This window comes from Agromyces sp. NPDC056523 (genome assembly GCF_042794545.1).
Lineage (GTDB): Bacteria > Actinomycetota > Actinomycetes > Actinomycetales > Microbacteriaceae > Agromyces.
In genome coordinates this window covers 158142-180411 of sequence record NZ_JBHTTM010000002.1, presented here as the reverse complement: position 1 = coordinate 180411, position 22270 = coordinate 158142, and the positions used below count along the sequence as shown (strand labels likewise).

The following is a 22270-nucleotide window of genomic DNA, read 5'->3' as shown; positions in this document are numbered from 1 at the left end:
ACGCGAGCCTAGGGCGTCTTCAAGCTACAGCCGCGCGCTCATTCCCCGCATGCGGGGGCGTACGGCCGAGCCCCCAGGAGCTCCGCCCACTCCTCCTCGGTCAGTACCCGTCCCGCGATCCGACAGGCGTGTTCCTCCCACGCCGCCGGCTCGGCGACGACATGCTGCCAACCCCCGAGGGTCTCCTTGAGCTTGACGGTGCGCTCATTGGGTTCGATCCCCATTTGGTGCCGTTGAACAACACTGCCGGGAAGGTCCGCCGACCAGTCCCCGAGATTCCATGTGATGATCGCACCGTCGATTCCGGCCGTGACCAACTCGCCGTTCGGTCGAAATTCGGCCGCGCTGACCCAGCCGTCATGACCGACGAGTGTCTCGGTGATCTCGCCGGTCCTGGTGCTGGCCACCACGACCCCTGCACCTGCGATGGCGAGTTGAGGGCTGTCGGGGTCGAAGTCGGCCGCCCACGGAAAGGATGACAGCGAGACGGTGATGGGGGCTGCGACCCCGGAGGGATCCACGATCCGAACGGCGCGTGCGCCATCTCGGACCGCGATCCGGCTGCCATCCGGACTGATGGCGAGAATTCCGTTGCCGGGGATCCGATGGAGCTCTTCGCCCGTTGCCGTCTCAAGAACAAGTGTCGTTCTGGATCCGCTGACATACATCCGCGAGCCGTCCGGAGAGAACTTCACGGCACTGAAGGTGAAGACCTGCCCGGACGGAGGATCGGGGAACCTCACGTCCAGGTCCAGGAAAACCGGCCCGGTCAGTTTCCCCTTGGCGCCCCACCAGAGGGCGACGCCACCGGTCTGCCCTGTCGGCGCAACCGCTGCAAATAGGGATCCGTCGACCGAGAACTCGACGTCTGCGGCCGTCCGATCCACCCCCTCGTAGGTGGTCACCCGCGATCGGCCGGCGTCTGCGAGATCGAGCCTTCCCGTTCGCAGGACAGGGTCGGATATCTTGCTGAACACGACCGCCCCAGTGACGGGGTCGATCGCCGAGGTCACAACGATCCTGCCGGGGTCCACGATCTCGCCCGGCGGCGAGTACTCACCGAGCTGCGTGCGGTCGTCGAGATCGAACAGGCGCACACCCTGGTCGCTGTCGATCACGGATGCTCGGGTCCCGTCCTCCGAGAGTGACATGCTCAAGGCGGCCACCTCGTCTTCGGGTATGTGGATGATGCTCGTCAGGCGGGGTGCGCGGGAGATGACGCGTACGAGGTTGAGACGTGTCTCGGAGCTGTCCCAGAGCCGGGTGGCCTCCACGGCGAGCAGGAGTGCGCGGTCGAGGTCGGGCTCGTCGAGCGCGCGTGCGGCGACGTGCCGTGCCTCAGCGGCCGTCGCGGCGAGATTCGCCTGGAGCCCCGCGAGGATGCCGGCCGTGACAGCGACGATCGCGAGACCAGCGGCGCCCGCCGACACCCAGGACAGTCGGCGCACCATCCGGCGCTCTTTGCGCAGTTGTCGTTCCGCGGCGGCCAGTCCTGCGGTCTCATTCGCCGCAGCGGAGTCCAGGAACTCGCGCTCGACCGCCGTGAGTGCGGGATCGACCGCATCCCGCCAGTGTTCGGCGGTGGTGAGCCGGCTGCCGCGATAGAGCTCACTGTCCGGTCGTCCCATCGCGTCCCAAGCGGCGGCGGCGGAGCCGAGGTGCCGCATGATGCGTTGGCCCTCGACATCGTCGGCGAGCCATTCCTTCAGCCGTGGCCATTCACGTGCGAGCGCTTCGTGCGACAGCTGTACGGACTCTTCATCGGTAGTGAGCAGGCGTGCATCGGCCAGCCGGTCGATGATCTTCGCGTGGGCGTCGTCGATCGCGATCCGGGTGCGCTCGACGCGGCGCGAGATCACCGCGCCGTCCGGGGATGATTCGACGAGACGGAGGAGGATGTCGCGCAGCAGGCGTACGCCCCCCTCCGAGAGCGTCGCGTAGACCTCTTCGGCGGTCTTCGCGACGGCACCGTCGATCTCACCGGATGCCCGATACGCCTCGACGGTCAGAACGCGGCCCTCACGACGTGACCACACCTGACGCAGGGCGTGGGACAGCAGTGGAAGGGCCCGCCCATCGGCGTCGCGGACCAGGATCTCCACGAGGCCCGGCTCCAGGATGAGCCCGGCTTGCTCTGCGGGCTCTTCGATCACGGTTCGGAGTCCGTCGGGGCTGAGCGCGGTGAGCATGAGCAGGTGCGACTGGATGATCTGGGCGAATCCTCGGTGATCGGCGAGGTCTCCGAGGCGGTCGGCCCGGATCGCGACGACGAGGATGCCGCGGAAGGCCATCTGCGACAGGGCGTCGAAGAACTCCCGGATCTCGGCGGGATCGTCTGCGGCGAACGCCTGTTCGCATTGATCGACGATGAGCAGTGACGCTCCGGCGGTGAGATCGATGTTGCGAAGGGCATCGATCGGGTGCTCGCCGGGCGTGACGATGGCGACCTCCCTGCCTTGCGCGATGTAGTGCGCACCGATCCCTGCTCGAACGAATGAGGACTTGCCGACGCCCGATGATCCGGCGACGAGGAGAACACCGTGCTCGTCGAGCGCCCGAATAGCTCCGGCCAACTCTTGCTCGCGACCGAAGTACCGCTCGGCGTCGCCGACGCCCGCGGGCGGCAGGCCGAAGTACGGACACTCAGGGCTAGCCGCCCGGAACACCCGCTCCGACAGCAGCGAGGGATCCTGCCGGAGGATCGCCTGCTCCAGTTCGGCGAGCTCGATGCAGGGATCTAAACCGAGCTCGGCGGCGAGCAGCCCCCGGGCGCGGCGCACGGTGTCGAGCGCATCCGCCTGCCGACCCGATCGGTATTGCGCAACGCTCAGCACAACCCAACGCCGCTCGCGCAGCGGTGCCTCGGCGACGCGGGCGCGCGACAGCGCGGCCACCTCCTGCACCTCACCCGCCTGCAGCCGTGCGTCCAGGAGCAGTTCCTCAACGCCGAGTCGCACCTCCTCCAGGCGACCCGCCGCGATCTGAGCCGGTTCCCAGTCGGGGAGCTCGACGAACGGCTCGCCCCGCCACAGCGCGAGCGCCTCCGAGAACGTGTGCGCGGCGCGATCGGGTTCACCCAGCTCCAGCTGCTGCGTACCCCGCTCGACGAGTCGTTCGAACCGCTCCGCGTCGACCTCGACGTGTTCCGGGACCAGTCGGTACCCGTGCGGCGTGGTTTCGATCTGGGCCGGCGCGATAAGCCGCCGCAACCGCATGATGCACCCTGGAACGACATGCGACCAGGACGGGGGCGGGTTACCACCCCACAGCGCCGCCGCGAGGGACGCCGCCGACAATGGCGCACCCAGGCGGATCGTGAGCGCTGCCATCACCGCACGATCGCGCGGAGCCAGTGCAATCCCACCGTCATCGAGCGTCAGCGCTCCAAGAACGCGAACCTCCATGGGGCCACTGTGCGCCCGGCTCCGACATCCGTCAAGACGGCTGATATCGGACCGATACACACCCGATAGGCGCCGTTATCCCGCTGATACACGTCAGTCCTTCACGGATCGAGCAGCCACGGCGCTGTATGGATCGAAGGAAAGGACGTGACATGTGGACTTCAACTCCGCGAACCCGCTCCGCTCAGTCGACTCGCTCGCAGCTGGCGGGTGTCGCCGTCGCGTTACTGGCGTGCGTCGGCCTCGCCGCGTGCACCGCGACCGAACCGCCGTCCCCCGCATCGACCACGGAGGCCGACACGATCGCACCGTTCCCGGAGCGCGGCGTCCTCGACGCCGGCACATACCTCGTGACCGGATACCCGGTGCCCTTCGAGATCACCGTCCCAGACGGCTGGAGGACCTACAACGGCCGGGAACTGGGCAGGGACGACCCGGATCTACCGGATGAGTGGAATGCCTTCCTGTGGTTCTACCCCGACCCCGTCACCGATGTCCCGACGGACGCATGCGCCTGGAAGGGCGCGCTCGTCCAGATCGATCCGACCGCAGAGGCGTTCGTCGATGCGATGACGGCACAGGCGTCAACGGTAACCACCCCTCCCGTCGAGGTCATGGTGGGCGACTACTCCGGCTACGAGTTCGACCACGCCGTCGAGAGCGACGTCGACATCACCGACTGCGACATCGGCAAAATATGCATCTAATCGGATCAGGTAGGGGACTGCACCGGACGCCAGTACTCAAATGCAGGCGAGCGCGAAACCTACCTAGTGGTCGACCTGAACGGCGAGCGCGCTGTGATCTCGGTGAGCCAATCCCACGAATCAATCGATCCCGCGCTGATCGAGGAGGCGCGCGCCATCTTCGACTCGATCGTGTTCGTCGGACCCAACGAATGACGCTCGACCCGTTCTGCGCCGCACGAGTTGTGGTGGGGGTTGAACGCGGTCCTGTCAGTTTCTCACGAAGTTGGAGGTCCGAGGAGGGTGTGCCGGAGCGCGCGCGAGCACGGACGAACTCCCTTCGAAGGCACATACCCATGCCGCAATGACCGTGATGGCGCAAAAAATCCCAGATCAGATGGAGATTCGTAGGGCGGACGGGACTTGAACCCGTGACCGATGGATTATGAGTCCACTGCTCTGACCGGCTGAGCTACCGCCCCGCGCGTCGAGTCACTCGGGAACGGCGACCGGCGCGACGTCGGTGACCGGGTCGGTCACCGGCTTCCCACGATACAGATTCTCGAACGTCGAGATGGTGCGCTGGATGTCGTGTGCCGCGATGAGGCGGACCGAGCCCTCCTTGAGCGCGCGGTAGTCCTCGGGCGAGGCCTCGAGCACGCGGCGGAGCTTGGCCGCCAGGTCTTCGGCGCTGCCCGGCTCGAACAGGTAGCCGTTCTCACCGTCGTGCACGAGGTGCGGCAGCGCCATGGCGTTCGCGGCGACGACCGGCAGGGCCGACGCCATCGACTCCATGGTCACGATGCTCTGCAGCTCGGCGATCGAGGGCATCGCGAGGACCGACGCACGGTGGTAGGCCTCGCGCAGCTCCTCGTCGGTGACGTAGCCCGAGAAGGTCACACGGTCGGCGATGCCGAGCTCGGCCGCGAGGTGCTCGAGGTTGCGCTTCTGGTCGCCGCCGCCGACGATCTCGACCTTCGCGTCGAGCGTGGCCGGCAGCAGGGTGACGGCGCGCAGCAGCACGTCGATCTGCTTCTCGCCGGTCACGCGGCCGACGAAGATGATGCGGTTCTCGGTGCGCGGCGCCCAGTTCGGGAAGTACTTGTGCGCGTCGATGCCGCACGAGATCGCGTGGACGCCGCGGAGCCCGGTGTAGCGCTCGAGGAAGTCGGCGGCGCGCCTCGTCGGCGTTGTGACCGACTCGGCGCGGCCGAACGTGCGCCGGGCCGCCTTCCAGGCGAGGCCGACCGACCAGTGCTGCCACGCCTTCGGGATGAGCGAGAACTCGAGCATGTTCTCGGGCATGAAGTGGTTGGTGCCGACGATGCGGATGCCGCGCTTCTCGGCTTCGACCGAGAGGCCGCGCCCGACGACGATGTGCGACTGGAAGTGCACCACGTCGGGCTTGACCGTGTCGAGGATGCGGGCCGCGTTCTGCTTGATCCGCCACGGCAGCGCGAAGCGCAGCCAGTCGTGCGGGTACCAGCGCCAGCTGTACACCCGGTGCGCAGTGATCTCCTGGCCCTCGTGGACCTCCTTCCACGAGCCGTGCTTGCGGCTCGCGGCTGGCGCCATGACGTGCACATCGTGTCCTCGCTCGGCCAGTCCTGCGGCGAGGCGCTCGGCGAACCGGGCCGCACCGTTGACGTCTGGCGCGAAGGTGTCGGCGCCGATCAGGATGCGGAGCGGACGCTCGGCGTCATCGGTCACTCGCGATGAGTCGGACACGTCTTGCGGTACCTCGCTGTTCGTGGAACGGGTGGCAGGCTCTCGCGGGGTGCGGCGAGGCCATCGGGGCGGGATTCTCCGAACATAGTCTACGAGAGTGGCATCCGCAGGACCTGTGGATGGCGCGGCGCCCTGCTCGGATGCGCACGCGAAGACGGATCAGAGCCGCGTCTGCGGATGGTTCTTGGCCAGCAGGAACACGCCCCACACGGCGATCGCGCCGGAGACGGCGAACACGATGTTCGCCCAGAGCGGCGCCTGCGACGCCTCGCCGAGCACGATGATGCCGATGAGCACCGCGACCATGGGGTCGACGACGGTCAGTCCCGCGATCACGAGGTCGGGCGGCCCGCTCGCGTAGGCGTTCTGCACGAAGTACGCGCCGAGCGCGGTGGCGAGGAGGAGCGCGAGCACGCACGTCAGGGTGAGCCACTCGAAGTCGCCCTGCTGGATCCGGCCGAGCACGACCTTGGCGAGCGTGGCCACGAATCCGTACAGCACGCCGGCCATGAGGACGTAGAAGATCGCCCGGATCCGGCGGCGGAAGAGGGCGAATGTCACCGCCGCCGCCGCGAGCACCACCGCGAGGATCACGAGGATGATGATGAGCTGGCGCGCGGTCACCGGCCGGTCGACCGCGGTGAAGGCGGCGACGCCGACGAACAGGAGCACGCCGCCCACGCACATCACGATCGCGGTGATCGACTTGGAGTTCAGTTGGACGTGGTTGATCCGCGAGTTCAGGATCGACGTGATCACGAGCGCGAGCGCGCCGAGCGGCTGCACCACGATGATCGGGGCGAAGTAGAGGCTCGCGAGCTGGAACACGATCGCAAGCCCCAGCATCAGCGTGCCGAGCACCCACGACGGCCGCGCGAGCAGGAGCGCGAGCTGGCGCCCGTTCAGTCCCTTGCCCAGGGTGTCGACGGTCTGCGCCTCGACCTTGACGACGCCGCGGTGCTGGAACTGCGCGCCGAGCGACAGGAACACCGCGCCGGTGAGCGCCAGGGGGATCCCGATGAACTGCGTGGGATCGAGCGGAATGAGCTCGGTCAGTTCACTCAGGTCCGGATCCACGACCACGACCCTACCGGTTCGCCCGTCGATATCCTTGGCGAATGGCCGTCCTCCCCATCCGAATCACCGGCGACCCGGTGCTGCACGCGCCGGCTTCTCCGGTCGACCGAATCGACGACGAGATCCGCACGCTCGTGCGCGACATGTTCGAGACGATGGATGCCGCGCCCGGCGTCGGACTCGCCGCCCCGCAGGTCGGCGTCCCGCTGCGGTTGTTCACCTACGGATGGACCGACGAGGGCGAGCGCGAGTGGCGTGGCGTGGCCGTCAATCCCGAGCTGTGGATCTCACCGCTCGTGCCCGGCATGCCCGACGAGGACGACGAGTCCGAGGGATGCCTCTCGTTCCCCGGTGAGCGGTTCGCGCTGCGCCGCGCGGAGCGCGCGATCCTGCGCGCGACCGACCTCGAGGGCGAGCCGTACGAGATCGTCGGCGACGGATGGCTCGCCCGCATCCTCCAGCACGAGTACGACCACCTCGACGGCGTCCTCTACGTGGACCGCCTCGACGACCACGACCAGCGCATCGTGCAGAAGATCGCGAAGAAGCGCGGATGGGGCCGGCCCGGCGTGAGCTGGACGCCGGGCGAGGAGCACCTCGAGGGATGACCCCGCGACATCCGCTCGGTCAGGTGATCAGTCGGATGCCCGCGGCGACCAGGGCCGCCACCGCGACCACCACGATGAACGGCGTCCGCACGGCGTAGAGGGCGGCGGCCACGATGACGGCCGGGACCCGGGCGTCGACGACGAGCGACTGACCCGCGCCGAGGGTCTGCACGGCGATCAGGGCCGCGAGCAGCGCCACGGTGAGCAGGTCGGCGATGCGCGCCGGGCGCTCCCGCTCGAGGAAGCCCGCCGGCACGAGGTGGCCGGCCAGCTTGAGCGCGAGGGTCGCCGCGGTCGCCAGCAGGATGACGTGCCAGAGGGTCATCGCTCCTCCCGACGGCGGAAGAGGTCGAACCATCCGATCACGACGGCGACGACGGCCGCGACGAGCACTGGCAGGCCCGGCGTGAGCACGGGCGTGGCGATCGTGGCGACGACGGCGGCGACGACCGCGGTCGCGCCCGCCTGCAGCTTCTTCAACCGCGGCCAGAGCAGGCCGAGGAACGCGGCGGCGGCCGCCGCGTCGAGCCCGTACGCGCGCGTGTCGCCGAGCGCATCGCCGATGAGGGCGCCCGCGAGGGTGGTCAGGTTCCAGCCCACGAAGATCGCGATCCCGGTGACCCAGAAGCCGACGCGCGCCGCCCGTTCGCGCGACTGGGCGAGCGCCACCGCGGTGGACTCGTCGATCGTGACCCAGGCCGCGGCGATGCGGTGCGCGATCCCGTGCTCGCCGACCACGGGACGCATGCGCATGCCGTAGACGACGTTGCGCACGCCGAGCAGCGCCGCCGCGGCGATCGCGGAACCGCTGGCGGCGAGGCCACCGGCGCCGATGACGCCGACCAGCGCGAACTGCGATCCACCGGTGAACATGACGAGGCTGAGGAAGCAGGTCTGCCACACGTCGAGGCCCGACGCGACCGAGAGCGCGCCGAACGAGATGCCGTACGCGGCAGTGGCCAGTCCGACCGCGAGCCCGTCGCGCCGGGCGATGCGGATCTCCGCGCGCTCGGCCTCGGCGTCATCGGCGATCGCGCCCCCGTCGGCGGCATCGACCGGATCGGCGGCCACGGCGTCGGGCTCGACGGACTCCTCGGCCACGGGCCGCCTCCTCCGCGTCGATCGTGGGGTGCGAATGGAAGAACCCCGGCCTCAGGGAGGACCGGGGTTCGAAGCTCCCCCACTTGGACTCGAACCAAGAACCTATCGGTTAACAGCCGATTGCTCTGCCAATTGAGCTATGGAGGATCGCGTATCGCGCAGAGACACTCTAGCAAAGCGAGCGCCGGACTCCCAATCCGAGGCGGGCTCGCGTCCGGGCTCCCGCCCGTCGCCGCTCAGTAGCCCGCGTCGAGGTCGATCAGGCCCTCGAACCGGCCGTTCCCGAGGAACGCCGCGGTGTTCGAGCGGACCCGCTCGGCGAACAGCGGAACCGTCATCGCCTCGGTGTCGGCGACGTGCGGCGTCACGATGCAGTTCGGCGCATCCCAGAGCGGATGGCGCGCCGGGAGCGGTTCCGGGTCGGTGACGTCGAGCCCGGCGCCGCCGAGCCGTCCCGACTCCAGCGCGTCGACGAGCGCCGTGGTGTCGACGAGCCCTCCGCGCGCCACGTTGACGAGGATGGCCCCCTCGGGCAGCGCCGCGAGCTCGTCGCGACCGATGAGCCCGCGCGTGCCGTCGGTGAGTGCCGCGACCACGAACACGACCTCGGCCGTCGAAAGCGCCTCGGCGAGGCGGTCGGTCGTGACGGTGCGCGCGGCGCCGGGCACCGCGACATCCGATCGCCGCACCACCGTGGCACGGACGCCGAACGGTTCGAGGAGGCGCAGGAGTTCGACAGCGATGCCGCCCGCGCCGACCAGCACGACGTCGGCGCCGTAGAGGCTGCGACCGCGCTCGTCGGCCGCCCACTCCCCCGCGCGGATGCGGGCCGGAAGCTCGCGGAGCACGGCCAGTGCGAGCATGAGCGCGTGCTCGGCCACGGGCTGCGCATAGGCGCCCTTGGCGCTCGTCCAGACGCGGCCGTCGTCGCGGTGCCGCTGGAGCAGGCCGGCGAACGCGTCGACGCCGGCCCACGGCAGCTGCACCCAGGCGATCCACGGATGCGCGGAGAGCAGCGCCTCGAGCTCGTCCTCGCCCTCGGAGCTGGTCCAGACGAGTCCGCGCGTATCCGCGGAGATCGGGGCGACCACGCCGCCGGCCCGGTTCACCGCCTCGGCGAACCGCGGTTCGGTGTCGGGCACGATGGCGATCGGCCCGATGTCGGCCGCGGACGCGGCGGCAGCGGCATCCGGCCACGCATCGACGAGCGCGCCGGGAACCGCACGGTGGCGCGGCGGTCCGTGGACGGCGTCGTGCTCCGTCACGCCGGCGGCTCGGGCTGGAGGTCGTCGATCACCGCGTGCCCGGCGTCGAGGGCGCCCGCGAGCGCCTGCACGTACGGGTGGGACGGATCGTCGAAGACGTCGTCGATGGTGCCGAGCGCGACGACCTCGCCCCGGTCGAGCACCGCGACGCGGTCGGCGACGCGGCGGAGCACCGGAAGGTCGTGCGTGATGATGACGGCCGAGAACGTGTGGCCGTCGCGCAGCTCGCTGATCAGCTGTGCCACCGCGTCGCGGACCGTCAGGTCGATGCCCGCCGTCGGCTGGTCGGCGATGAGCAGGTTCGGCCCGAGCACCAGGGCCCGCGCGAGGGCGACTCGCTGGCGCTGGCCGCCGCTGAGCTCGTACGGGTACTTCTCGAGCATGCCGAGCGGCAGGCGCACCGCGTCGACCATGGTGGCGACGCGCGTCGCGAGCGCCTTGCGGTTGTAGCGGTGATCACGCTCGAGGATGGGCTCGCCGATGATCTCGGAGACGGTGCGGTCGGACGGCAGGTGCTCGGCGGCATCCTGCGCGAGGTAGCCGACGTGGAACCGCAGCTCGTTGAGCCGGCGCCGCGTGATGCCGCGCAGCGGCGTTCCGAGCACGATCGCCTCGCCGCCGGTGATCACGGGCCGGACGTCGCTGCCCGGCCCGCCCGGCTCGAGGCCGACGCCCGACAGCACGCGCGCGAGCGTGGTCTTGCCGCTGCCGGCGGAGCCCAGCAGGCCGAGAACCTCACCCGGCGCGATACGCAGGTTCACGCCGTGCACGGCCACGTGGGCCGCGCTCGCACCGTGCGCGGGATACTCGACCGAGAGGTCGCTGATGACGATCGGGTAGCCGTGGGTCGCGCCACGGGTCATCGGCCGGCCTCCCGGATGCGCCGGAGCTCCTCACGCCGCTCGGCCTGTGCCACGGGGTCGGGCACGGGAAGCGACGCGAGCAGCCGCTGCGTGTACGGCTCCTCCGGTGCACCGAGCACCTCGGCGCCGGTGCCCTCCTCGACGAGGCGGCCGTGGTAGAGCACCGCGATCCTGTCGGCGAGCAGGTCGACGACGGCGAGGTCGTGGCTGATGAACAGGCAGGCGAACCCGAACTCGCGCTGCAGCTCGGCGAAGAGGTCGAGCACGCGCGCCTGCACCGAGACATCCAGCGCCGAGGTCGGCTCGTCGGCGATCAGCAGCTCGGGTCCGAGCGCGAGCGCGCGGGCCAGGCTGGCGCGCTGCCGCTGCCCGCCCGAGAGCTCGTGCGGATACCGGTCGCCGTAGGACGCGGGCAGCTGCACGGCCTCGAGCAGTTCGTTGACGCGCGGACGTGCGTCGCGGGCGTCGACCGCGCGCTCGTGGATGACGAGGGGTTCGGCCACGCACTCGGCGATCGTGAGCAACGGGTTGAAGCTCGACGCCGGGTCTTGGAACACGAACCCGATGCGGCTGCGCGCCGGTCGGAACGTGCGCTCCCGGATGCCCAGCATCTCGTGACCGAGCACCTTCAGGGAGCCGCCCGTGACCTTCGTCAGCCCGGCGATGGCGCGCCCGATCGTCGTCTTTCCGGAACCGCTCTCGCCCACGAGCCCGAGGACCTCGCCGGGACGGATGAGCAGGTCGACGCCGTCGACGGCGCGGAACCCGGCACGGCCGAAGCGGCCCGGGTACTCGATCTCGAGCCCGCGTGCCTCGACGACGGGTGCCTCCTCGGCCCAACCCGCAGGTCGGGCCGCGGCACGCTCGATCGCGCTCGCCGACCCGTGTCCGACGTACGGGACGGCGGCGAGCAGCGCCTTCGTGTAGTCGTCCTTCGGCGCGGCGAAGAGTTCGCGTGCGGTGGCCTCCTCGACGATCCGGCCCTGGTACATGACCACGACGCGGTCGGCGAGGTCGGCGACCACGCCCATGTTGTGCGTGATGAGCACGATCGCCGTGCCGAACTCGTCGCGGACGCGGCGAAGCAGGTCGAGGATCTCGGCCTGGACGGTGACGTCGAGCGCCGTCGTCGGCTCGTCGGCGACGATGAGTCCCGGCTCGAGCACGAGCGCCATGGCGATCACGATGCGCTGCTTCTGCCCGCCCGAGAACTGGTGCGGGTAGTGGTCGACGCGGTGTTCGGGGTCGGGGATGCCGACCTTGCCGAGGATCTCGATCGCCTTGGCGCGCGCATCCTTCTTCGAGAGCTTGCCGTGCGCGAGCAGGCCCTCCATGATCTGCCAACCCACCGTGTAGACGGGGTTCAATGCCGTCGACGGCTCCTGGAACACCATGGCGACGTCGGTTCCCCGGATGGCGCGCAGCCGGTCGCCGGACAGGCTGATGACGTCGTTCTCCTCGGTGCCGGCGCGGTTCGAGAGGACGACCGCTCCACCCGTCGTCGCGGTCTCGGGCAGCAGTCCGAGGATGGTCTTCGCCGTGACGGTCTTGCCGCTCCCGGATTCACCCACGATCGCGAGGACCTCGCCGCGTTCGACCGAGAGGCTGACGTCGTCGACGGCCTTCACTGCTCCCGCGTCGGTCGCGAAGGATACGCCGAGCCGTTCGATGCTGACCACCGTGCTCATCGGTTGACCTCGATCCCGTGTTCTTCGAATGTCTCGCCGTCCTCCAGCCCGGCAAGCCCGCCAGGTCCGGCCGTGAGCGTGCCGCCCGGGACGACCGAGGTCTGCGCCACCTCGCCCGCGGCCTGGGCGACGCGTCGGCGTCCGCGGAGACGCGGATCGGCCAGGTCGTTCAGGCTCTCGCCGACGAGCGTGATGCCGAGCACCGTGAAGACGATCGCGAGGCCTGGGAACATCGCGGTCCACCAGATTCCGCTCGTGACGTCGGACTGCGCCTTGTTCAGGTCGTAGCCCCACTCCGCCGCCGCGGACGGCTCGATGCCGAAGCCGAGGAAGCCCAGCGCCGCGAGCGTGAGGATCGCCTCGGACGAGTTCAGCGTGATGATGAGCGGCAGCGTGCGCGTGGAGTTCCGGAAGACGTGCTTGAACACGATCCGGGAGTTCGATGCGCCCAGCACCTTGGCCGACTCGACGAACGCCTCGGACTTGATGCGGACGGTCTCGGCGCGGATCACGCGGAAGTACTGCGGGATGAAGACGACCGTGATCGATCCCGCGGCCGCGAGCACGCCGCCCCACAGGTTGGACTGCCCGCCGGAGATCACGATCGAGAGCACGATCGCCAGCAGCAGCGACGGGAACGCGTAGATCGCGTCGCAGATGACGACGAGCACGCGGTCGAGCCATCCGCCGAAGTAGCCCGAGTAGAGCCCCAGCGCGACGCCGATGAAGATCGAGAGCAGCACCGCGATGATGATCACGAGGATCGCCGTCTGGGTGCCCCAGATCACTCGCGAGAGCACGTCGTACCCGCCGACGGTGGTGCCGAACCAGTGTTCGGCCGACGGCGGCTGCTGGGTGCCGAACGACCCGGCGTCGTCGGAACGCTGCGCGAAGCCGTACGGCGCCAGGAGCGGCGCGAAGATCGCGCACAGCACGAAGACCAGGAGCATGAGCAGCCCGGCCACGAGCATGCCGCGCTGGAGGCCGACGCTCTGCCGGAGCTGGTGCACGACGGGAAGGCGGTCGCGCCAGCGACGACGCGGGACGGCCGGTGCGGTGACGGCGGTCATCTCAGTACCTCACCCTCGGGTCGATGAACGCCGCGATGATGTCGACGACGAAGTTGGTCAGCGCGACGATCACGGCCAGCAGCACCACGATGCCCTGGACCGCGACGAAGTCGCGCGACTCCAGGAACTCGGCGAGGATGAATCCGAGTCCGCGCCATTCGAACGTCGTCTCGGTGAGCACCGCGCCCGCGAGCAGCAGCGCGATCTGCAGTCCGATCACGGTGACGATCGGGATGAGGGCGGGCCGGTATGCGTGCTTCCGCAGCAGTCGCGACTCGGCGACGCCCCGCGAGCGCGCGGCGTCGACGTAGTCGGTCGACAGCGTGCCGATGACGTTCGTGCGCACGAGCCGGAGGAAGATCCCCGCCGTCAGCAGGCCGAGGGCGACCGCCGGGAGAACGGCGTGCGAGAGCACGTCCATGAGCACGGCGGGGTCTCCGGTGAGGATGGCGTCGATCGTGTACAGCCCGGTCGGGTTGGGCAGGGTCTCCATCTCGATCTCGGAGCGCACACTGGCACGGCCGGCGATCGGGAACCAGCCGAGCCAGACGCCGAACACCAGCTTGAGCAGGAGGCCGGCGAAGAAGATGGGGATCGCGTACCAGAGGATCGCGAGGACGCGGTAGATGGCGTCCTGCACTTTGTCGCGGTGGTAGGCGGCGAGGAGTCCGAGGGGGATGCCGACACCGAACGCGACGATGAGCGAGTAGAACACGAGCTCGAAGGTCGCGGGGCCGTACGTGAGCAGCACCTCGATGACGGGGCGGTTCGTGGTCAGCGTCGACCCGAAGTTGCCCGTCAGGAGCTGGCCCAGGTACTCGAAGTACTGGACGATGAGCGGCCGGTCGTACCCGGCCGCGGCGCGGAGCTCGGCGAGCTGCTCGGGACCGAGCCGTCCGCCCTGCGCCGCGGTGATGGGATCGCCCGTCGTGCGCGCCAGGAAGAAGACGACGGTGACGAGGATGAAGATGGTGGGGAAGATCAGCAGGAAGCGGATCAGGAGGTATCGGCCGAAGCCTCCGCCCTGCGATTTCGGCTTCGGTCGGGCTGCGGCCGGCCCCTCCGCCGTGGAGGTCGTGTCAACGGTGCTCATGGATTCCTCAGGGGTACAGGGGAACGGGGGCGACCCGCGGTAGCAGGTCGCCCCCGTCGTCGAGCTTCAACGACTCTAGTCCGTCATCAGCCCTTCGAGAGTGCCGCGTAGCGGAACTTGAACGACGCGTCGAGGGTGTCCTCGGCGCCTTCCACGTCTGCTCCGACGACCGCGATCTGCGCGCCCTGCATGTACGGGATCGTCGACAGGTCGGCCGCGACCTTGTCCTGGATCTCGCTGATGAGCGCCTCACGCTCGGCCGGGTCGGCCGTGACGGCCTGCTGCAGGATGAGGTCGTTGACCTCGGGGTTGTCGTAGTGGTTGGCGAGGAAGTTCTCCTTGAGGAAGAACGGCGTCAGGTAGTTGTCGGCGTCCGAGTAGTCCGGGAACCAGCCGAGCTGGTAGGCCGGGTACAGGTCGGCGACGCGGTCCTCGGAGTACTGGACCCACTCGGTCGACTGGAGGTTGACCGTGAAGAGCCCGCTCGACTCGAGGTTCTCCTTGATGATCGCGTACTCGTCGGACGACGACGGGCCGTACCGCTCCGCGACGTACTGGATGCTGATGTCCAGCGGCGTCTCGACGCCGGCGGCCTCGAGCACCTCTGCGGCCTTGTCGGGGTCGGGCGCGCCGTTGCCGTCACCGTAGAGGCCCTTCAGCGACTCGTTGGCACCGGTGAGGCCCTCGGCCACGTACGAGTACAGCGGCGTGAAGGTGCCCTTGTAGACGTCCTCGGAGATCGCGTCGCGATCGATGAGGTGCGCGATCGACTGGCGCACGGCAAGTGCCTTGGCCTCGTCGGCCTCAGCGGTCTCGGCGCCGAACGGCATCGTGTTGAAGTTGAAGACGAGGTAGCGGATCTCGCCGCCGGGGCCGTCGACGACCTTCACGTTGTCGTTGCCACGGAGGTCCTCGATGTCCGTCGCGCTCAGCGTACGGTGCGCGACGTCGACGTTGCCCTCCTGCACGTCGAGCTTGAGGTTCGACGCGTCGGTGTAGTAGCTGACGTTGATCGTCGGGGTCTTCGCCTCGCCGAGGATGCCCGCGTAGTCGGGGTTGGTCTCGTACGAGACGAGCTCGTTGAACTTGTAGCTCGAGATCGTGTACTGGCCGGCGAACGGCTCACCCGCGACGATGTCGTCGTCGGAGGTGACCGAGTCGGCCGAGAAGACGTCCTCGTCGACGATCGGACCCACCGGGCTCGAGAGGATCTGCGGGAAGATCTGGTCGTTCGGCGACTTCAGCTTGAAGACGACGGTGAGGTCGTCGGGCGTCTCGACGCTGTCGAGGTTGTACAGCAGCGCGGACGGGCCGTTGGGGTCGGCGATCGCGAGCTGGCGGTCGAACGTGAACTTCACGTCGGACGAGGTGAGCTCGTTGCCGTTGACGAAGGTCAGGCCCTCCTTGAGGGTGACGGTGTACTCGCTGTCGGAGGTGAACTCCGCCGACTCCGCGATGTCGGGCTCGACGTCGGGGCTGCCGTAGGGGGTGTTCAGGAGGAACGGGTACACCTGGTTCATCACCGCGAACGAGCCGTTGTCGTACGCGCCGGCGGGGTCGAGCGACGTGATCTGCTCGGTGGTGCCGATCGTGATCGTGTCGGCGCCGCCGGACGATCCCTCGTCGCCTCCACCGGCGGCACAGCCGGCGAGTACGAGCGCCGCCGCGGAGAAGCCCGCGGCGAGGGCGATGCCGCGCCCGCGGTGCATGGATGCGGATGACATATCCGTCTACCTCTTCCTGTCGGGATGATCGCGGACGGGGTCGCCGCCTCGCAGATCTCGTATCTCCCAGACCTAGCACACGGGCCGGGACGCGAACTCGGCAGGGCGGCTCCGGGCTGCCGAATGTGACCGATCTGCAACCTTGTGCTCGTCTGCGCAGCGCCGCCGCGCACGGATGACGCGACGCGATCAGTCGCCGCGAAGCGAGCGCCGCTCGTGCTCCAGGTCGACGAGCGCGCGCTGGATGGCGGCGAACGTCGTCTGGTCGGCACGGTCGGTGCGCTGGAGGCGCCCGAGCAGCTCCTGCTTCTGGCGCAGCAGTTCGCGATCGACGAGTCCGCCGACGACGCCGCGGACGTACGCGGCCAGCTCTGCGTCGTTGCGCTGCGGGACGGGCAGCACGGCGAGCTGCTGCACGATCGATGCGAACCGCGCCGGCACCTCGGCGACGACGCGATCCACCGAGAGCGTGGTGGCCGCGGTGCCGCCCGCGCCCGACGCCAGCGCGGAGGCGATGCCGTCGCGGACGACGGCCAGCGTGGCGTTGCCGAATCGGCAGTCGACGCCCTGGCGCAGCAGGTCGGCCCCGACGATATCTGGGTACTGCAGCATCGCCTGCAGCGCATCGCGCTCGAGTCGGGTGGCCGGGTCGTTCGGCAGCTGCACGATCGAGAACGGCCGATCGGATATCGCGGGGCCCGGTGCGCCGCGGCCGTCGGGCGCAGCCGCTCCCCCGTTCGGGCCGCCGGGCCGGCCGTCCGGGTCCGTGCGGGTGCCGCGACCGCGCTCGGCCTCGGTACGCTCGCGGCCTCCCGCGGCACGGTCGCGAGCCCCGGCCGCACGCACCGCACGGTCCACCTCGCCCAGCTCCATCCCCAGCATGCGCGCGAGCTCGCGCGTGTACCCGGGTCGCAGGGCGGGATCGCGCAGGTCGGCGACGATCGGTGCGGTGGCGCGCAGCGCGGCGACGCGCCCCTCGACGGTCTCGAGGTCGAAGCGAGCCAGCGTGTGACGGATCACGAACTCGAACATCGGCGTCTTGGCCTCGACGAGCGATCTGACGGCCGCATCGCCTCGCGCGAGCCGCAGGTCGCACGGGTCGAGCCCGTCGGGAGCGACGGCGACGAACGTCTGCGCCGCGAACCGCTTCTCTTCCGCGAAGGCGCGCATGGCGGCCTTCTGGCCGGCCGCGTCGCCGTCGAACGTGAACACCACCTCGCCGACTCCGGAATCGTCGCCGAGGACACGACGGAGCACCTTGATGTGGTCGACGCCGAATGAGGTGCCGCTCGTCGCGATGGCGGTCGTCACCCCGGCGAGGTGGCACGCCATCACGTCGGTGTAGCCCTCGACCACGACGACGCGGTGCGTCTTCGCGATGTCGCGCTTGGCGAGGTCGAGCCCGTAGAGCACCTGCGCCTTGTGGTAGATCGCCGTCTCGGGGGTGTTCAGGTACTTCGGCCCGGGGTCGTCGTCGAGGAGCTTGCGAGCGCCGAAGCCGACGGTCTGACCGGTCACGTCGCGGATCGGCCAGATGAGGCGCCCGCGGAATCGGTCGTAGACGCCCCGGTCGCCCTGCGACACCAGTCCGGCTGCCGCGAGCTCTTCGGTCGTGAAGCCCTTCGCCTTGAGGTGGTCGGTGAGCGCATCCCAGCTCTTCGGGGCGAATCCGACACCGAAGTGCTTCGCGGCGACGGCGTCGAAGCCGCGCTCGCCGAGGAATCGCCGACCGACCTCGGCCTCGGCCGAGGTGAGGCGCTCGACGAAGAACTCGGCCGCGGCTTGGTTCGCAGCGAGCAGCCGGGCGCGGTTGCCGTGCTCGGCGGCGGGACCGCCATCCTCGTAGTGGAGCTCGAAGCCAATGCGCCCCGCGAGCCGCTCGACGGCCTCGGTGAACGAGACGTGGTCCATGCGCTGGAGGAACGTGTAGACGTCGCCGGATTCGCCGCAGCCGAAGCAGTGGTAGTACCCGAGCTGCGGTCGCACGTGGAAGCTGGGGCTGCGCTCGTCGTGGAACGGGCAGAGGCCCTTCATCGAGCCCACGCCGGCGGACTTCAGCGCCACATGCTCGCCGACGATGTCGGCGATGTTCGTGCGGGCCTTCACCTCTTCGACATCGCTCTGTCGAATGCGGCCCGCCATGCTTCGATCCTATTCCCCGGTCACTGGCACAGCCGCTCGTACCAGGCGAGCGCGGACTGATCGGTGAGGCTCGCGACCTGGTCGACGACGACCCGCTTGCGTCCTGCGTCGTCGGCGGCGGCTCGCCAGTCCTCGGCGAAGCCGGCGTCGAGGTTCGCGTCGCCGGTCCCGTGGAGCACGTCGGCGAGGGCGATGAGCACCTGCCGTTGCTGGCTGTAGATGGGCTGACGCGTGTTGCGCGACATCACGAAGGCGGCGACGATGCCCTTGAGTACGGCGATCTCGGCCTGGATGTGGCGGGGCACGACCATGTCGGCGTCGAACCGGATGAGGCTTGCGACCGGGTGCTGCGCTCTGGTGGCCGAGGTCGCGGCGTGCGCGAAGCGGCCGATGAGTTGGCTCGTGAGGTTCTTCAGGGCGGCGTGATCGCGCCGGCTGCCCTCCCATGACGACATCCATACGTCGAGCGAGTCGAGCCGGTCGAATGCCGCGATGAGCTCGTCGTGGCCGATCGCGCCGCCGATCCACTCGTACATCGACGAGACGAGCTCGTCGTGGTCGACGCGTCGGCCGAGCGCGGCGACGTCGACGTAGCCGCCGACGATCGCATCCTCGAGATCGTGCACCGAGTAGGCGATGTCGTCGGACAGGTCCATGACCTGCGCCTCGATGCACAGCCGTCGCTCGGGCGCGCCGCGTCGCATCCATTCGAACATGTCGACGTCGTCGGCGTAGAAGCCGAACTTGGTGCGCCCGCTCGGGTCGCCGACACCCGCGGTCTCGGGCCAGGGGTACTTGCAGCTCGCGTCGAGGCTGGCCCTCGTGAGGTTGAGCCCGATCGGCCGGCCCTCGGGCGTGAACACCTTCGGCTCGAGTCGCGTCAGGATCCGCAGCGTCTGCGCGTTGCCCTCGAAGCCGCCGATGCCGGCGGCCCAGGTGTTGAGGGCCTTCTCCCCGTTGTGGCCGAAGGGCGGGTGGCCGAGGTCGTGCGCGAGGCACGCGGTGTCGACTACGTCGGGGTCGAGCCCCAGGCTGCCCGCCAGCTCGCGGCCGACCTGCGCGACCTCGAGCGAGTGCGTGAGCCGATTGCGGGCGAAGTCGAGCCCTGACGTCGGGCTGAGCACCTGCGTCTTGGCGGCGAGCCGGCGCAGCGCGGACGAGTGCAACAGGCGCGCCCGGTCGCGTGCGAAGTCGCTGCGACGTCGGTTCTCGTGCTGCTCGGGCAGGAAGCGCTCGGCGTCGGCCTCGTGGTAGCCGCCGAACAGTCGGTCGCGCACCGGCTCAGCCGCCGCTCGTGTCGAGTTCGGCGTCGACGAGCGTGACCCGGTCGTGTCCGGCGAGTTCCTGCGACGCGAGCCACCCGTCGGGCAGCGAGGGATTCTTGGGGGTGCCGGCGCGCCCGCGCGGCCCTTCGGCGCCCTCGCCCGGGTACGGCATCGACCAGTCGAGCGTTCCGAGCAGGTCGTCGAGCTGGGCGAGCGACTCGACCGTCGCGAGCTTCGCACGCAGTTCGCCGCCGACCGGGTAGCCCTTGAAGTACCAGGCGACGTGCTTGCGGATGTCGCGACACCCGCGCTCTTCGCTGTCGAAGAAGTCGGCGAGCAGCTCGGCGTGACGGCGGAAGGTGCGCGCCACGTCGCCGAGCGAGGGCTCGGCCTTCGACGCCTCACCGCGGAACGCCGCCGCGAGGTCGCCGAAGAGCCACGGCCGCCCGAGGCATCCGCGCCCCACGACCACGCCATCGCACCCGGTCTCGTCGACCATGCGCAGGGCGTCGTCGGCCGACCAGATGTCGCCGTTGCCCAGCACCGGCACGCTCGTGACCGCCTGCTTGAGCTTCGCGATGGCCGACCAGTCGGCCTGGCCGGAGTAGAACTCGGCGGCGGTGCGCGCGTGCAGGGCGATCGAGGCGACGCCCGCACCCTCGGCGATGCGGCCCGCCTCGAGGTAGGTGAGGTGGTCGGAGTCGATGCCCTTGCGCATCTTGATCGTGAGCGGGACGTCGCCGGCGGCCTGCACGGCGCCCTCGACGATGTCGCGGAAGAGCCCGCTCTTCCAGGGCAGCGCGGCTCCCCCGCCCTTGCGGGTGACCTTGGGCACGGGGCATCCGAAGTTGAGGTCGATGTGGTCGGCCCGGTCTTCGGCGACGAGCATGGTGACCGCCTCGGACACGGTCTTGGGGTCGACGCCGTAGAGCTGGATGGAACGCGGCGTCTCGGACTCGTGGTGCGTGATGAGCCGCATCGACTCGGGCGTGCGCTCGACGAGCGCGCGCGACGTGATCATCTCGCTGACGTAGAGCCCGGCGCCGAACTCACGGCAGAGCCGCCGGAACGCCGTGTTGGTGATGCCCGCCATCGGAGCGAGCACGACCGGCACCTCGAGGTCGAGGCCGCCGATCGTGAGCGGGCGGGTGGGGGTCGTGGTCGTTGGCATCGCCTTCGATTCTCCCAGACCGGCGGTGCATTCGGCCCGGCGCGGCAGCGGCGCGGCCTAGGATGCGGTCATGGCTGCGCTGTGGAGGACGGCATGACCGCGTTCGACGGACTCGTCGGGGTCGAGCGCGTGAGGGCGGATGCCGCGGCCCGCGGCCTCGAGATCGACGTCATCGATCGGCCCGCCGCACGCAGCCTCGAGGAGGCGGCCGAGCTCATGGGGATCGAGCCCGGCGACATCGTGAAGTCGCTCGTCGTCAAGCGCAGCGACGACACCTACGTGTTCGCGCTCGTGCCAGGCGGCCGAAAGATCAGCTGGCCGAAGCTGCGCGCGCTGCTCTCGGTCAACAAGCTGCAGTTGCCGGATGCCTCGCTGGCCCTCGCCGCGACGGGCTACGAGCGCGGCACCATCACCCCGCTCGGCTCGACGACCGCGTGGCCGGTCGTGGTCGACGCGACCATCCCGGGACGCCGGGTCTCGATGGGCGCCGGCGAGCACGGCCGCAGCCTCTTCGTCGATGCCGACGCGCTGGTCCGCGCGCTCGACGCGACGGTCGCCGACATCAGCGACCCGGAATAGCTACTCGCCCGAGACCGCCGCGGGCGGGATCTCGCACACGTCGCCCTCGCAGACGACTCCGGCGCCGCCGAGCATCGTGAACGGCGTCACCGCGTCGCTCACGCTGCGGCTCCGTCGCGCTCGCCGGCGACCTGGGTCAGCACCTGCGCGAACACCTCGGCCGGCTGCGCACCCGAGACGCCGTACTTGCCCTCGAACACGAAGAAGGGCACGCCCTGGATGCCGTACGCCCCGGCCTGTGCGATGTCGGCCTGCACGGCCGCGTCGTACCGGCCGGACTCGAGCGCCTCGCGCGCGGCATCCGCATCGAGCCCCACCTCGGCCGCGAGCTCGACCAGTTCGTCGATGCGACCGACGTGCCGGCCCTCGGTGAAGTATGCGCGGAACAGACGCTCGGACAGCTCGAGCTGCCTGCCCTGCTCCTTCGCGAAGTGCAGGAGCTCGTGCGCCTTCAGCGTCTTGGTGTGCTGGAGCGCGTCGTAGTCGTACTCGAGCCCGGCCTGCGCCGCGACGCCGGTGACGCGGTCGATCATCATGCGGGCCTGCTCCATCGGGATGCCCTTGTGCCCGGCGAGGAAGTCCACCTCCGACCCCTCGAAGTCCACGGGCGTGTCGGGCGCGAGCTCGAACGAGTGGTACTCGATCTCGACCTCAGGCGCGTCGGCGCCGAGCGCGGCGAGACCGCCCTCGAGGTGCCGCTTGCCGATGTAGCACCACGGGCACGCGATGTCGGACCAGATGTCGATCTTGATGGGGGACGTCACGTTCAATGCGAACGGATGCCGCGGCATCCGTATTCCCATGCA

Annotated in this window: 19 protein-coding genes and 2 tRNA genes; 4 read left to right on the top strand and 17 right to left on the bottom strand. The window is 69.7% G+C overall.

Annotated features, from left to right (window positions below):
• Positions 1-38: 38 nt before the first annotated feature.
• Positions 39-3404: a BTAD domain-containing putative transcriptional regulator gene (locus ACFQ58_RS07815; RefSeq protein ID WP_376950514.1), complete on the bottom strand. Its 3366-nt coding sequence runs from the start codon at positions 3402-3404 to the stop codon at positions 39-41.
• A 365-nt stretch (positions 3405-3769) separates the two neighbouring features.
• Between ACFQ58_RS07815 and ACFQ58_RS07810 the strand changes: the two genes are divergently transcribed.
• A complete protein-coding gene (locus tag ACFQ58_RS07810) occupies positions 3770-4111 on the top strand; it encodes a hypothetical protein (protein ID WP_376950513.1) in 342 nt (113 codons plus the stop codon).
• A gap of 66 nt (positions 4112-4177) precedes the next feature.
• The gene (locus ACFQ58_RS07805) at positions 4178-4306 is read left to right on the top strand and encodes a hypothetical protein (protein ID WP_376950512.1); all 129 of its coding nucleotides are present in this window, start codon (positions 4178-4180) and stop codon (positions 4304-4306) included.
• A 192-nt stretch (positions 4307-4498) separates the two neighbouring features.
• Here the strand turns inward: ACFQ58_RS07805 and ACFQ58_RS07800 are convergent.
• From ACFQ58_RS07800 to ACFQ58_RS07790, 3 genes are all read right to left on the bottom strand, one after another.
• Positions 4499-4572, bottom strand: a tRNA-Ile gene (locus tag ACFQ58_RS07800).
• A 10-nt stretch (positions 4573-4582) separates the two neighbouring features.
• A complete protein-coding gene (locus ACFQ58_RS07795; RefSeq protein WP_376950511.1) occupies positions 4583-5800 on the bottom strand; it encodes a glycosyltransferase in 1218 nt (405 codons plus the stop codon).
• Positions 5801-5977: 177 nt separating this feature from the next.
• Entirely contained in the window at positions 5978-6895 is a 918-nt protein-coding gene (locus tag ACFQ58_RS07790; RefSeq protein ID WP_376950510.1) for a DMT family transporter, read from the bottom strand.
• A 41-nt stretch (positions 6896-6936) separates the two neighbouring features.
• On the opposite strand from ACFQ58_RS07790, the gene def reads away from it, so the two are divergent.
• On the top strand, positions 6937-7503 hold the full coding sequence (def, locus tag ACFQ58_RS07785) for a peptide deformylase (protein WP_376950509.1): 567 nt from the start codon (positions 6937-6939) through the stop codon (positions 7501-7503).
• 19 nt (positions 7504-7522) lie between these two features.
• On the opposite strand, the gene ACFQ58_RS07780 is transcribed toward def, so the two are convergent.
• The 12 genes from ACFQ58_RS07780 to dusB form a co-directional block, all read right to left on the bottom strand.
• Complete coding sequence (locus ACFQ58_RS07780) at positions 7523-7828, bottom strand: AzlD domain-containing protein (RefSeq protein ID WP_376950508.1); 306 nt, start codon at positions 7826-7828, stop codon at positions 7523-7525.
• Complete coding sequence (locus ACFQ58_RS07775; RefSeq protein WP_376951107.1) at positions 7825-8535, bottom strand: AzlC family ABC transporter permease; 711 nt, start codon at positions 8533-8535, stop codon at positions 7825-7827. Before ACFQ58_RS07775 ends, ACFQ58_RS07780 begins: the two co-directional genes overlap by 4 nt.
• A 143-nt stretch (positions 8536-8678) precedes the next feature.
• A tRNA-Asn gene (locus ACFQ58_RS07770) sits at positions 8679-8751 on the bottom strand.
• A gap of 89 nt (positions 8752-8840) precedes the next feature.
• The gene (locus ACFQ58_RS07765; RefSeq protein WP_376950507.1) at positions 8841-9869 is read right to left on the bottom strand and encodes a D-isomer specific 2-hydroxyacid dehydrogenase family protein; all 1029 of its coding nucleotides are present in this window, start codon (positions 9867-9869) and stop codon (positions 8841-8843) included.
• Entirely contained in the window at positions 9866-10732 is an 867-nt protein-coding gene (locus tag ACFQ58_RS07760; RefSeq protein WP_376950506.1) for an ATP-binding cassette domain-containing protein, read from the bottom strand. The genes ACFQ58_RS07765 and ACFQ58_RS07760 overlap by 4 nt, the downstream gene beginning before the upstream one ends.
• Complete coding sequence (locus ACFQ58_RS07755; protein ID WP_376950505.1) at positions 10729-12420, bottom strand: ABC transporter ATP-binding protein; 1692 nt, start codon at positions 12418-12420, stop codon at positions 10729-10731. Before ACFQ58_RS07755 ends, ACFQ58_RS07760 begins: the two co-directional genes overlap by 4 nt.
• Complete coding sequence (locus ACFQ58_RS07750) at positions 12417-13490, bottom strand: ABC transporter permease (RefSeq protein WP_376950504.1); 1074 nt, start codon at positions 13488-13490, stop codon at positions 12417-12419. The genes ACFQ58_RS07755 and ACFQ58_RS07750 overlap by 4 nt, the downstream gene beginning before the upstream one ends.
• Position 13491: 1 nt before the next feature.
• The gene (locus tag ACFQ58_RS07745; protein WP_376950503.1) at positions 13492-14583 is read right to left on the bottom strand and encodes an ABC transporter permease; all 1092 of its coding nucleotides are present in this window, start codon (positions 14581-14583) and stop codon (positions 13492-13494) included.
• An 86-nt stretch (positions 14584-14669) separates the two neighbouring features.
• Entirely contained in the window at positions 14670-16307 is a 1638-nt protein-coding gene (locus ACFQ58_RS07740; RefSeq protein WP_376950502.1) for an ABC transporter substrate-binding protein, read from the bottom strand.
• Between the two features lie 189 nt (positions 16308-16496).
• Positions 16497-18449 carry a DNA primase gene (gene dnaG, locus ACFQ58_RS07735; RefSeq protein ID WP_376950501.1) on the bottom strand — a complete coding sequence of 651 codons (1953 nt, stop codon included), beginning with the start codon at positions 18447-18449 and terminating at the stop codon, positions 16497-16499.
• Positions 18450-18469: 20 nt separating this feature from the next.
• Positions 18470-19726, bottom strand: coding sequence for a deoxyguanosinetriphosphate triphosphohydrolase (locus tag ACFQ58_RS07730; RefSeq protein WP_376950500.1), 1257 nt, complete (start codon positions 19724-19726; stop codon positions 18470-18472).
• Between the two features lie 4 nt (positions 19727-19730).
• Positions 19731-20885: a tRNA dihydrouridine synthase DusB gene (gene dusB / locus ACFQ58_RS07725; protein WP_376950499.1), complete on the bottom strand. Its 1155-nt coding sequence runs from the start codon at positions 20883-20885 to the stop codon at positions 19731-19733.
• A gap of 93 nt (positions 20886-20978) precedes the next feature.
• Between dusB and ACFQ58_RS07720 the strand changes: the two genes are divergently transcribed.
• A complete protein-coding gene (locus tag ACFQ58_RS07720; RefSeq protein ID WP_376950498.1) occupies positions 20979-21464 on the top strand; it encodes an aminoacyl-tRNA deacylase in 486 nt (161 codons plus the stop codon).
• A 98-nt stretch (positions 21465-21562) separates the two neighbouring features.
• On the opposite strand, the gene ACFQ58_RS07715 is transcribed toward ACFQ58_RS07720, so the two are convergent.
• Positions 21563-22228, bottom strand: a complete 666-nt coding sequence (locus ACFQ58_RS07715; RefSeq protein WP_376950497.1) for a DsbA family protein — start codon at positions 22226-22228, stop codon at positions 21563-21565.
• Between the last annotated feature and the right edge of the window lie 42 nt (positions 22229-22270).